Genomic DNA, 11,693 nt, shown 5'->3' on the forward strand with positions numbered 1-11,693 from the left:
CGCGTTGCGGTCCACGCATCTCGCCGTCGTCGAACCGGAACCGCAGGCGACGAGGGTCAACGACAGGGCGCTCACCATCCCCACCTTCACGGCGCGGGAGCTGAGCCGGCGAGTGGGCTCCTGAGGGGGCAAGGGAACACGTCCTTCTCGCGGAGGGATCGATCGGCGGCCGAGGGCCACACGTGATGAGACGGCGAAAACCCTAATCCGGTTCGATCACGGCCACATCACCTGTGCGACTGCTATTCGGGCACGGGGAGATGGGCGTAGAGGTCCATCGCGTCCACCGACGAGGGCAGGTCGCTGACCTGGCCGTCGCCGACCTCCACCACGCGCCAGGCGCCGTCCGCGCGGCGGGCCAGGTCGGTGGTGATGAACCGGCACCCCAGGGCGCGGACGGCGGGGGCCACCGCGCCCAGGTCCGGATCGAGCTCCACGCCGGGGCTGTCGGGATGCGGGCCCACCAGGGCGGGTTCGCCGTCCACCCACCACACGCGCGCCTCGCCCTCCTCGTACTGCTCGAACTCCCGCACGACGAGGCCGCCGGCCAGATGGTCGTCGCGCAGCGCGACCATCTTCGCCGCGATGTCGTGCAGTTGCGCGAGGTTCTTCACGTCGGGGACGAAGCACGCCTCTTCCCACTCGTGCTTGCACGACTTCACGTAGTCCTTGACCACACCGGGCCCACCGCGCAGCGGCTTGACGAGCTCACCCAGCTCGGCGAGGGGACCGGGGTCCTGGCCGGTGCCGAGAGGACGCCAGACGCTGTGCGGGGTCAGCCCCGCGAACGTGTCGTGCCATCCCGGCAGCTCGTGCGCGCGGCGGTAGTCGTCCGGGTGCGTCAGGAGCACCGTTCCGCGGCGCTTCAGGGCGGCGGCCATCGCGCCGTACTCCTCCGCCGAGAGCATCCACCCGCGGTACCAGACCGGGCCCAGGTCGGAGGGCGCCGCGTCGACCGCGTCCTCGACGTCCCCGCGCCGCAGCGCGTCGTGGTCGATGAGTGCGATCTCGCCGTAGTGGTCCCGCACGGCGGCGGCCTCACGGGCGAAGTGGGGGTCAACGCGCCGGGGATGGAGCGGATCGACGCAGAAGAGGACGGTCAGCGTCATGATTGGAACCCTCCGTCAACCCCGCCAGGTTACGGGGTCGGGACCATCGATCGCACGGAGATTCCGCCGCAAATCGGCATGCGGGACGATGATCGAACGGATGTTCGGTAAGCTGGGCGGGTCCCGCAGCGGCGTCATCGGACCGCGCCGCGGTCGAAAGTGTCGGTGGCCCGCCGTAACGTCGCCCTCGACATCGCAAGCAGCGGCCGAGAGCCGACACATCTCAACGAGAAGGACATCTCATGGCAGCGAACGACCGGGAGAAGGCTCTCGAGACCGCACTCGCCCAGATCGAGCGGCAGTTCGGCAAGGGGTCGGTCATGCGGATGGGCGAGGAGGCGCGGGCGCCCGTCGAGGTGATCCCCACCGGCGCGATCTCGCTCGACATCGCCCTCGGCATCGGCGGCCTGCCGCGCGGCCGCGTCGTCGAGGTGTACGGCCCCGAGGGCTCCGGCAAGACCTCCATCGCGCTCCACGCCGTCGCGAGCATCCAGAGGATGGGCGGCATCGCCGCCTTCGTCGACGCCGAGCACGCGCTCGACCCCGAGTACGCCTCCAAGCTCGGCGTCGACATCGACGCCCTGCTGGTCTCCCAGCCCGACACCGGCGAGCAGGCCCTGGAGATCACCGACATGCTGATCCGCTCCGGCGCGATCGACATCGTCGTCATCGACTCCGTCGCCGCGCTGGTGCCCCGCGCCGAGATCGAGGGCGAGATGGGCGACAGCCACGTCGGCCTCCAGGCCCGCCTCATGTCGCAGGCCCTGCGCAAGCTCACCGGCGCCATCAACCAGACCAAGACCACCGCCATCTTCATCAACCAGCTCCGCGAGAAGGTCGGCGTCATGTTCGGCTCCCCGGAGACCACCACCGGTGGCCGCGCGCTGAAGTTCTACGCCTCCGTCCGCCTCGACGTCCGCCGCATCGAGACGCTCAAGGACGGCACCGAGGCCGTCGGCAACCGCGTCCGCGTCAAGGTCGTCAAGAACAAGATGGCCCCGCCCTTCCGCGTCGCCGACTTCGACCTCCTCTACGGCCTGGGCATCAGCCGCGAGGGCGGCCTGATCGACCTCGGCGTGGAGCACGGCTTCGTCCGCAAGTCCGGCGCCTGGTACACCTACGACGGCGACCAGCTCGGCCAGGGCAAGGAGAACGCCCGCAACTTCCTCAAGGCCAACCCCGACCTGGCCGACGGCATCGAGAAGAAGATCAAGGAGAAGCTCGGCATCGGCCCGAAGGTCGACAAGGAGGCCGAGCCCGCCGCCGCGGGCGCCGCCGGCGCCGCGCCCGAGCCTCCCGCTCCCGCCCCGGTCAAGGCCCCCGCCGCGAAAAGGGGCGCCAAGGCCGCCAAAACGGGTGATTCCTGACAAGAAATCCGCCGAGACGGGTGACTCTTGACGAAGAGTAAGCGATGATCTCGTATGCAGGGCGGCGGCGCCTTACCCGGCACCGCACGACCGGTGCCCGGAACTTCCCCGATGGCGCCGCCGCTCCCATGGCCCCCGCCCCCGCCGGCTCCCCGTGACGGCCGCGGGCGAGAACGGCCCAGAGGCGAAGGCGCGCGAGATCTGCCTGCGCCTCCTGTCCGCCTCCCCCCGCACCCGGGCCCAGCTGGCGGAGGCCCTCCAGCGCAAGCACATCCCCGACGACGTCGCCGAACGCGTCCTGGGCCGCTTCACCGACGTCGGCCTCATCGACGACGAGGCCTTCGCCCAGGCATGGGTCCAGTCCAGGCACGCCGGCCGAGGCCTGGGCAAGCGGGCCCTCGCCGCCGAGCTCCGCCGCCGGGGCGTTGCCAACGAGACCGTCAACGACGCCGTGGAGACCCTGGCCCCCGACCAGGAGGAGCAGACGGCCCGCGCCCTGGTCGCCCGCAAGCTCCCGTCCACCCGAGGCGCCGACCCGGCCAAACGCATGCGCCGCCTGGTCGGCATGCTCGCTCGCAGGGGCTACTCACCCGCCCTGGCCTACCGAGTGGTCAAGGAAGCCCTGGCAGAAGAGGGCACCGACCCCGAAGCCCTCCCAGCCTCTCCCGACTGACCGACCCGCCACACCGCGCAAGGCACCAAAGAAAACACCGCCGCCCCGCGGCGGGCCGGGGACTCCGGGGAGCGGGAGGCGTCCTCAGACCGTTTCCCGGTGCTGGAAAGGGCCGCGTGACCGTCGGCCGTGAAGAGCCGCACCCCCGAGGGGCTCCCCACTCCTGGGCGGCTGACCGGCTCGTTGTGTCTCGCAGGGCCCAGGGAGTGCCTCGGCCAGCGGTGGCGCCGACCCGAAGGATTTGCTGCCGGTGGTGACTGACCGGTCGGGTGGGTCTTGCGGGTGGGGGCGACACGCCGGGGGTGGTGGGGCGGTGTCCGGAAGGGGGCCGGGGGGCGGGGTCGGGTGACGGTGTGATGGTGCAGGTCGGAGCGGGGGACGGGGGTCAGGGGAGGCGGTAAGGAAGGAGTCACGCCGACGTTCGGTTAGTCCGGAATGCCCGTCGTTTGCTTGCTCATTACCTCTGTGCCGCTTACCGTTACGGCAGTGAGGAGTTACTCCGCGTCTCGCGGATTGCCATACGACCGAGCACGTTCCAGCAGCTGAGAGGCATAAAGGACAGCTTCGTCGACCGGATTCGGCCGGATCGCCGGGGCGCGCAGCCGCGCCGTCCCGCGATGTCGTGCATCCGCGCGCGCGAGTAAGTCCTCGCTAGGCAGGGCCTGTACTCCGGACGGGCCCGCGGCGAGGAAGGATCTGCCTCATGGAGAGCGTCCTGCTGGGTGCAGCGCTGCTGGTGACCCTGGTCGCTCTCGTGATCGTTCTGGTGCGGCGCCCCGGCACGCCCGGGAGGGCCGCGGCCGAGATGGCCCGGGCGCAGGGCGAGGCGGACGAGATCAGGGAGAGGGCCGCGAAGGACGCGCGGGCCGTCCTGGAGAAGGCCGAGCGTGAGGCGCAGCAAGCAGCCGCCGCTGGGCGCGCCGAGCTCGACGAGGAGGGCCGGACCCTCCGGGACGACCTCCGCACCGTCCGGGAGGACCTGGAGCGCCGGGAGGCGCGGCTCGCCGAGCGGGAGCAGCGGCTCGACACCGAGGTGCGCCGCCTGGAGGAGTGGCAGGGGCGGCTCGCCGAGACCAAGAAGGCGCTGGAGGCCCGCGGGCAGGAGCTCGACGGCATCGCCGAGGAGCGCCGCAAGGTCCTGGAGCAGGCGGCCGGGCTGACCGCCGAGCAGGCCAAGGGCGAGCTCGTCGCGGCGATCGAGAACCAGGCGAAGCGGGAGTCGATCCCGATCGTCCGGGAGATCGAGAACGCGGCCAGGGCGGAGGGCGACAAGCGCGCCCGCAAGATCGTGACGCTGGCGATCCAGCGGGTCGCCAGCGAGCAGACGGCCGAGTCGGTGGTGTCGGTCCTGCACCTGCCGAGCGACGAGATGAAGGGCCGCATCATCGGCCGCGAGGGGCGCAACATCCGCGCCTTCGAGACCACCACGGGCGTGAACCTCATCATCGACGACACGCCGGAGGCGGTTCTGCTGAGCTGCTTCGACCCCGTGCGGCGCGAGGTCGGGCGCCTGACGCTGGAGAAGCTCGTCCTGGACGGCCGGATCCACCCGCAGCGGATCGAGGAGATCTACGAGCGCAGCCGCAGCGACGTCGAGCAGCTGTGCGTCCGCGCCGGCGAGGACGCCCTGGTCGAGGTCGGCATCGCCGACATGCATCCGGAGCTGATCGCGCTGCTCGGCCAGCTGCGGTACCGGACGTCCTACGGGCAGAACGTGCTCAAGCACCTGATCGAGTCCGCGCACATCGCGGGGATCATGGCGGGCGAGCTGCGGCTGCCGGTGGAGGTCGCCAAGCGGTGCACGCTGCTGCACGACATCGGCAAGGCGCTCACGCACGAGGTGGAGGGCAGCCACGCGCTGATCGGCGCCGAGATCGCCCGCCGCTACGGCGAGCACGAGGACGTCGTCCACGCGATCGAGGCGCACCACAACGAGGTCGAGGTCCGGACCGTGGAGGCCGTGCTCACCCAGGCCGCCGACGCGGTGAGCGGCAGCCGGCCGGGGGCGCGCCGCGAGTCGCTGGAGGCCTACGTCAAGCGGCTGGAGCGGCTGGAGGAGATCGCCCGCGACCGGCACGAGGGCGTGGAGAAGGTCTTCGCGATGCAGGCGGGTCGCGAGATCCGGGTGATGGTGAAGCCCGACGCGGTCGACGACATCCAGGCGCAGGTGATCGCCCGCGACATCGCCAAGCAGGTCGAGGACGAGCTGACCTATCCCGGCCAGATCCGCGTCACGGTCGTCCGGGAGTCCCGGGCGATCGAGTTCGCCCGCTGACCGGCGGCGATCCGGCGACCGGTCGGTTCGTTGGGGTTTGGGGGAAATTAAGCGGCCGGTCTGGTGTTCGCAAGCTCCCGCGGTGATGATCAAGTCATTTCCAGGCGGGAGGATCGCGTGAACAGGATCGCCATGATCGGGGGCGGGGGCGGGGCCGTGCTGGCCGCCGCCCTCGCCTTCGCGGGCAGTGCCCAGGCCGCGCCGCAGGCCGCGGAGAAGCGGGAGCACGCGGTGATCGTCGGGCATCGCGGGTCGCCGGGGCAGGCCCCCGAGGAGACGCTCGCGTCCTACCGCGACGGGGTCCGTGACCGGGCCGACGTGCTGGAGGGCGACGTGCAGCTCACGGCCGACAAGCAGATCGTGCTCGTGCACGACGACACCCTCGCCCGGACCACCGACGTCGAGCAGGTCTTCCCCGACCGGGCGCCGTGGAGGGTGGGCCAGTTCACGCTGGCCGAGATCAAGAAGCTGGACGCCGGGTCCTGGTTCGACGCCCGGTACGCGGGCCAGCGGGTGCCCACCCTGAAGGAGCTGCTCGCCGTCAGGGACAGGGACACCGGGCTCAGCCTGGAGCTGAAGGCGCCCGCCAACAGCCCGGGGATCGCCACGCTGCTCGCCGGGGAGCTGAACGCGGCGGGCCTCACCGACGGCGGCACGCTCAGGTCGGGGGCCTACCGGGTGCAGGTCCACTCGCGCGACCAGGAGGCGCTCAAGGAGTTCCACGCGTCCGCGCCCAAGGTCCAGCTGTCCTACCTGACCGGCGGGAAGATGCTCTCCGACGACGAGCTGGCCGCTCTGGCGGGCTGGACGGTCAGCGTGTACGCCCACCCCAGGGCGACCAGCGCCGACGACGTCAGGCGCGCGCACGCCAAGGGCCTGAAGGTGTTCAGCGACCCGGTGGACAGCCCGGCCGAGGTCTCCATGGGGGCGAACCAGGGCTACGACTGGCTCGCGACGAACTTCCCCGCCACCACCCGGCGGATCCTCGACGGCCGCAGGCCCTTCCCCGGCGCGAACGGCGTGGTGATCGACAGCGTCTTCCCCGACCCGAGCGGCGACGACGCCCAGCCGGAGAAGAGCGAGCACGTGGTGCTGCGCAACACGACGTCCAGGCCGGTCGACGTGAGCGGCGGCTACCTGCGCGACCAGGCGAGCAACCTGATGCGGATCGGCCCCGGATACGTGATCCCGCCGGGCAGCCTGCTGCGCGTCTACGTCGGCCCCGGCACGAACCGCCCCGACGCCTACTACAACGGCCTGACGGTCGGCTTCCTGAACAACACCTCAGGGGACACGGTGTCGTTCTTCCGGGCCGACCACACGCTGCTCGACATCTCCTCCTACATCGTTCCCTGATCAGCCGATCGTGAGGTCGACGGGTTCGACGCCGCGCGGCTCGAACCCGAGGGTCTGGCCGTAGAACGCCAGCTCCGCCTCCAGGCAGCGGATCACCGTGTCGGCCTTGCGGAAGCCGTGCGACTCGCCCTCGAAGGTGAGGTAGGCGTACGGCATCTTCTTCTCGGCCAGCGCCTGCGCGAACCGTTCGGACTGGTCCGGCGGCACGATCGGGTCGCTCAGCCCTTGCAGGAGCAGGACGGGGCAGGCCGTGCGGTCGGCGCGGTTGATCGGCGAGCGCTCCTCGTAGGCGCGCTCGAATCCGGGGAGGGGGCCGATGAGGCCGAACAGGTAGTGGGACTCGAAGTCGTGGGTGCTCTCGGCGAAGCGCTGCAGGTCGCTGATCCCGAAGTAGGACGTGGCGGCCTTGAACACGTCGGTCTGCGTGATCGCCGCGAGCGTCGTCCAGCCCCCGGCCGAGCCGCCGCGGATCGCCAGCCGCGCCGGGTCGGCGATGCCGCCGTCGACGAGGGCGCGGGCGGCGGCGACGGCGTCCTCGACGTCGACCACGCCCCACTGGCGGCGCAGCCGCTCCCGGTAGGCGCGGCCGTAGCCGGCCGACCCGCCGTAGTTGACGTCGATCACGCCGATGCCGCGGCTGGTGAAGTACGCGCGCTCCATGTCGAGCACCGTCGACACGCGCCCGGTGGGCCCGCCGTGCACGAACACCACGTAGGGCGGCAGCTCGTCGTCCGGCCCGGCCGCCTCCGGGTTGGTCGGCGGGAACACGTAGGCGTGGACGGGGCGGCCGAACGGCCCCTCCAGGCGCTCGGCGCGCGGCCGGGACAGGTACGCGACGTCGGGCACCTCCGCCCGCTCCCGGCGCAGCCCCTCCACGCGCCCGGTGGTGGTGTCGACCCGCACCACCGAGGCCGGCAGGTCCGGGCCGCCGGCGATCCCCACGATCGTCGAGCCGTCCGTGGACAGCTGCGGCGCCCAGTGCTCGTAGGGGACCTCCAGGTCGACGAGGTCGAGGGTGTCGGTGTCGTACACGCCGAGCCGCATGTCGCCCTCGCCGTGCAGGACGGCGAGGCGCCCGTCGCCGAGCAGCGCGTACGGCATGCCGCCGAGCTGCCACAGCGGCGCGGCGAACTCCTCCTCGGCCGGGTAGAGCGCCTGCGCGGACTCCCCGTGCAGGCCGACCTGGTAGATGTTCCACCAGCCGGGCCAGTCGGAGATCACGTACAGGGACTCGTCGTCGCGCCAGAGCGGCGCCAGGGCCGACTCGGTGAGGCCGCCCTTGACGGTGCGGGGCGAGACCACCGCGCCGTCCTCGATCGCCGCGACGCGCACCTCGGTGCCGTCCCACGGCATGCGGGGGTGGTTCCACTGCACCCACGCCAGGTGCCCTCCGCCGGGGGACGGCACGGGGCCCGCGTAGAACTGCGCGCCCGAGACCAGCTCGCGGATCGCGCCGGCGTCGCCGGCGGCGCTGCCGTCCAGCGGGACGGCGACGATGGCGCGCCGGATGCCCGTGGCGGGCTGCTCTTCGGCGCCCTGCTCGGCCTCGGGGGCCGCGGGCTCGGCGATGTGGCCCTCGCAGACGCACCAGACCTCCGTCCCGTCCGGGGACAGGACGTAGTCGGCGTACCGCAGGCCCGCCGGAACGGCGGGCTCGGGTGTCAGCGGGTACGGCTTCGGGTCGCCCTCGTCGAGCCGGTGCAGCCGCTGGTCCTCGTAGTTGGAGAACACGACGGACCACCCCGCGCCGGTGCGGACCGGCAGGTAGGACCGGCCGCCGTACTCGTGGACGCGGGTGCGCGCGTCCCACGGGGCCTGCAGCAGCTCGGTGCGATGACCGTCCTTCAGATGGACGACCGTGGCCCGTCCGCCCTCCTCAGGCCGCGTCTCCTGCCACCACACGTCGTCGCCCGCGACGGTGGGGAAGCTGAGGCGCAGCCGGGCGCGGGCGACATCGGCCGCAGAGATGGGTGAAGGCCATGAGCCGTAGGGAAGGGTCGCACGAGCGGTCATAACAGGAATCGTCCCGCATACGGGGATCGGTTGGGGCCATGACGGGCCGTTTGAGCTCGGAAAGATACAAGCTCGTCCCCGGGAAACCCGCCGGTAACATCAGGGTTCGCCCGCCCCGGAGACAGCGGAGGGCGCCGCCGGAGAACGGCGGCGCCCCTCGCGGACGAGCGGATCCGTCAGACGGTCTGCTGGGTCACCCCGACCCCGGCGACGGGAGCGGGGCCGCCCGAGCCCATCGTCTTGGCCTCGGTCTTGCGGCTGCGGCGGCTGCGCCCCTCCAGCCACGTGGCCACGCGGCTCAGCGACATGTTGATCGCGATGTAGATGACCGCGACGACGATGCCGGCCTGGAGCACGTTGTTGCTGTAGTTCGCCGGCACCTGCTTGAAGCCGGCCTGCAGGAACTCGCCGTAGGCGATGATGAACCCGAGCGCGGTGTCCTTGAGCAGGACGACGATCTGGCTCACGATCGCCGGCATCATCACCGTGATCGCCTGCGGCAGCAGCACCAGCCGCATGACGCCGTTCTTGCGGAGCCCGATGGAGTAGGCGGCCTCCGACTGCCCCTTCGGGATCGACAGGACGCCCGCGCGCACCACCTCGGCGAGCACGGAGCCGTTGTACATCGTCAGGCCGAACACGACCGCGGCGAACGCGGGCACGGTGACCGTCCCGGCGTTGATCTCCACTCCGAAGATCGAGAAGAAGTAGTCCACCGAGAAGCGCTGCAGGGTGCCGAACTGGGACTCGGCGATCGCGGGGCTGATCTTGTTCGGGACGAAGAACGCCAGGAAGATCAGGATCAGCAGCGGGATGCCGCGGAAGAACTCCACCACGGCGCCGGCCGGGACGCGGACCCACCAGTGGTCCGACAGCCGGGCCAGCCCGAACACGATGCCGAACAGCAGGGCCAGGACCGTGGCGACGACGGCGGCCTTCAGCGTGTTCATCAGGCCGGGCAGGAGCAGGTGCCTCCACACCGTCCACTTCAGGAACGGCGTCCAGAGCTTCTCCTCGAACTGCCCCTTGTCGCTGAGGCGCCAGATCAGCGCGGCCATGACGGCCGCGAACACGACCGACACGACGGCGGTCAGGACCGCGTTGCGCACCCGGGCCCGGGGGCCGGGGATGTCGAAGAGAACGGTCGCTTCCTTGCTCATCGCGCCACCGCCATCCGCTTGGCGAGCCAGCCGAAGAAGTATCCGGTCGGCAGGGTGAGGATCAGGAAGCCGATCGACACGCCGAGGAAGAGGGGGATGACCCCGTTGGCGAACGTGGGCTTGTCGATGATCGTCTTGGTGACCAGCGCGACCTCGGCGTAGCTCGCGGCCGCGGCCACCGTCGTGTTCTTGATCATCGCGATCAGCACGCTGCCCAGCGGGGCGATGATCGCCCGGAACGCCTGCGGCAGGATGATCATCCGGAGGGACTGGGTGAAGGTCAGCCCGATCGAACGGGCCGCCTCAGCCTGCCCCAGCGGGACGGTGTTGATGCCCGAGCGCAGGGTCTCGCACACGAAGGCGCCGGTGTAGGCCGACAGGCCGAGGACCGCCCACCAGTAGTAGGTCGTCGAGGAGTTCTCGGAGAACTTCAGCGCGAGGATGTCGTTCAGGCCCAGGCTGCACATCAGCAGCACCAGGGTGAGCGGCGTGTTGCGCACGATGTTGACGTAGCCCGTGCCGAACGCGCGGAGCACCGGAACCGGCGAGACCCGGAAGCTCGCCAGGAGGGTCCCGATGATCAGGGACAGCACCGCCGCGGCGGCCGCGAGGCGCAGGGTCGCCCAGAACCCTTGGAGGATCTCGTCGAAGTTGTCGAAGAACGGGCTGAAGTCAAACATTGCTCAGCTGTTTCATCACGTTCCAGCGGGAGTCAGGCCAGGCCGACGCGTCCCCGGGCGATGCTGGTCGGGGACGCGCCGGCGTGACGGGCGTCAGTCGCGGCCCTGGATCAGGCGCAGCCTTCCATCTGCGGGGCGGTCGTGACGAGCTTGAGCCCGGTGCCCGCGAAGTGCTTCTCCAGCAGGGTCTTGGCCGTGCCGTCGGAGTACATCTGGGAGATGGCCTTGTTGACGGCCTCGCAGGTCTCGGTGTCGCCCTTCTTCAGGCCGACGCCGTACTTCTCGTCGGTGAAGGGGTCGTTGATGACCTTGAACGAGCCCTTCTGCTGGTTGGCGAAGCCGGCCAGGATCAGGTCGTCGGTGCTGACCGCGTCCAGGGCGCCGGACTTCAGCTTGCTCACGCACTCGGAGTAGCTGGAGGCGTCGACCAGCGTGACGCCCTTGATGTTGAGCTTGCCGTCCGGCGGGCCCTCGGTGATGCGGCGGAAGGAGTTGGAGCCGGCCGCCTTGCAGAGCTTCTTGCCCTTGAGGTCGGTGGCCTTCTTGATGCTGCTGTTGTCGGCCTTGACCATCGTGTCCTGGTGGGCGACGTAGTACGGCCCGCCGAAGGTCACCTGCGACTTGCGCGCGTCGGTGATGGAGTAGGTGGCGACCACGAGGTCGACCTGCCCGCCGCCGAGGAACGACTCGCGGTTGGCGGAGGTCGTCTCCTTGAACGTGATGCCGTTCTCGGGGACGCCGAGCGACTTCGCGATGTACTTGGCGACGTCGACGTCGAAGCCGTCGAAGCTGCCGTCGGGCTTCTTCAGACCGAGCGCCGGCTGGTCGAACTTGATGCCGATGGTCAGCTTCTTGTCGTCCTTGGCCTTCTGGACGACCGTCTTGGCCTCGGTCTTCTCGGTGTCGCTGCCGCACGCGCTGAGCGCCAGCGACAGCGCCATCCCCGCCCCGATGAGGGCGCCGAAACGACGTACTCGCATACTCGTCCTACCTCTGCTCTCTGCCGGAGCCCCGCGGCTCAGTGCGTGAGGATCTTTGAAAGGAAGTCCTTCGCGCGCTC

9 protein-coding genes are annotated in these 11,693 nt (G+C 70.7%); 4 read left to right on the forward strand and 5 right to left on the reverse strand.

Annotated elements, in window-relative coordinates; all coding sequences use genetic code 11:
- Positions 1–242 precede the first annotated feature (242 nt).
- Positions 243–1,109, reverse strand: a complete 867-nt coding sequence (locus tag AB0C69_RS27410; RefSeq protein ID WP_360358109.1) for an ATP-grasp domain-containing protein — start codon at positions 1,107–1,109, stop codon at positions 243–245.
- Between the two features lie 242 nt (positions 1,110–1,351).
- Here AB0C69_RS27410 and recA point away from each other — a divergent pair, with 242 nt between their 5' ends.
- The 4 genes from recA to AB0C69_RS27430 all read left to right on the forward strand — a co-directional run bounded on the left by recA (position 1,352) and on the right by AB0C69_RS27430 (position 6,780).
- A complete protein-coding gene (gene recA / locus AB0C69_RS27415; protein WP_345174312.1) occupies positions 1,352–2,476 on the forward strand; it encodes a recombinase RecA in 1,125 nt (374 codons plus the stop codon).
- 154 nt (positions 2,477–2,630) lie between these two features.
- Positions 2,631–3,149 carry a regulatory protein RecX gene (locus tag AB0C69_RS27420; RefSeq protein ID WP_360358111.1) on the forward strand — a complete coding sequence of 173 codons (519 nt, stop codon included), beginning with the start codon at positions 2,631–2,633 and terminating at the stop codon, positions 3,147–3,149.
- A gap of 703 nt (positions 3,150–3,852) precedes the next feature.
- A complete protein-coding gene (gene rny, locus AB0C69_RS27425; RefSeq protein ID WP_345174318.1) occupies positions 3,853–5,424 on the forward strand; it encodes a ribonuclease Y in 1,572 nt (523 codons plus the stop codon).
- A gap of 117 nt (positions 5,425–5,541) precedes the next feature.
- A complete protein-coding gene (locus AB0C69_RS27430; protein WP_360358112.1) occupies positions 5,542–6,780 on the forward strand; it encodes a glycerophosphodiester phosphodiesterase family protein in 1,239 nt (412 codons plus the stop codon).
- Here the strand turns inward: AB0C69_RS27430 and AB0C69_RS27435 are convergent, their stop codons facing one another.
- The 4 genes from AB0C69_RS27435 to AB0C69_RS27450 all read right to left on the reverse strand — a co-directional run bounded on the left by AB0C69_RS27435 (position 6,781) and on the right by AB0C69_RS27450 (position 11,613).
- Positions 6,781–8,793, reverse strand: coding sequence for a prolyl oligopeptidase family serine peptidase (locus AB0C69_RS27435; protein ID WP_360358113.1), 2,013 nt, complete (start codon positions 8,791–8,793; stop codon positions 6,781–6,783).
- 176 nt (positions 8,794–8,969) lie between these two features.
- Complete coding sequence (locus AB0C69_RS27440; RefSeq protein ID WP_360358114.1) at positions 8,970–9,953, reverse strand: amino acid ABC transporter permease; 984 nt, start codon at positions 9,951–9,953, stop codon at positions 8,970–8,972.
- A complete protein-coding gene (locus tag AB0C69_RS27445) occupies positions 9,950–10,633 on the reverse strand; it encodes an amino acid ABC transporter permease (protein WP_345174326.1) in 684 nt (227 codons plus the stop codon). The genes AB0C69_RS27440 and AB0C69_RS27445 overlap by 4 nt, the downstream gene beginning before the upstream one ends.
- A 110-nt stretch (positions 10,634–10,743) precedes the next feature.
- Positions 10,744–11,613 carry a glutamate ABC transporter substrate-binding protein gene (locus AB0C69_RS27450; protein ID WP_345174328.1) on the reverse strand — a complete coding sequence of 290 codons (870 nt, stop codon included), beginning with the start codon at positions 11,611–11,613 and terminating at the stop codon, positions 10,744–10,746.
- Between the last annotated feature and the right edge of the window lie 80 nt (positions 11,614–11,693).

This window comes from Actinomadura sp. NPDC048032 (assembly GCF_040653175.1).
Taxonomy (GTDB): Bacteria; Actinomycetota; Actinomycetes; order Streptosporangiales; family Streptosporangiaceae; genus Spirillospora; species Spirillospora verrucosospora.

What these genes read in the sequence shown, in the direction of transcription:
- AB0C69_RS27445 (WP_345174326.1), bottom strand. Translation starts at nt 10,633, where the DNA reads ATGTTTGACTTCAGCCCGTTCTTCGACAACTTCGACGAGATCCTCCAA.
- AB0C69_RS27410 (WP_360358109.1), bottom strand. Translation starts at nt 1,109, where the DNA reads ATGACGCTGACCGTCCTCTTCTGCGTCGATCCGCTCCATCCCCGGCGC.
- rny (WP_345174318.1), top strand. Translation starts at nt 3,853, where the DNA reads ATGGAGAGCGTCCTGCTGGGTGCAGCGCTGCTGGTGACCCTGGTCGCT.
- AB0C69_RS27450 (WP_345174328.1), bottom strand. Translation starts at nt 11,613, where the DNA reads ATGCGAGTACGTCGTTTCGGCGCCCTCATCGGGGCGGGGATGGCGCTG.
- AB0C69_RS27440 (WP_360358114.1), bottom strand. Translation starts at nt 9,953, where the DNA reads ATGAGCAAGGAAGCGACCGTTCTCTTCGACATCCCCGGCCCCCGGGCC.
- recA (WP_345174312.1), top strand. Translation starts at nt 1,352, where the DNA reads ATGGCAGCGAACGACCGGGAGAAGGCTCTCGAGACCGCACTCGCCCAG.
- AB0C69_RS27435 (WP_360358113.1), bottom strand. Translation starts at nt 8,793, where the DNA reads ATGACCGCTCGTGCGACCCTTCCCTACGGCTCATGGCCTTCACCCATC.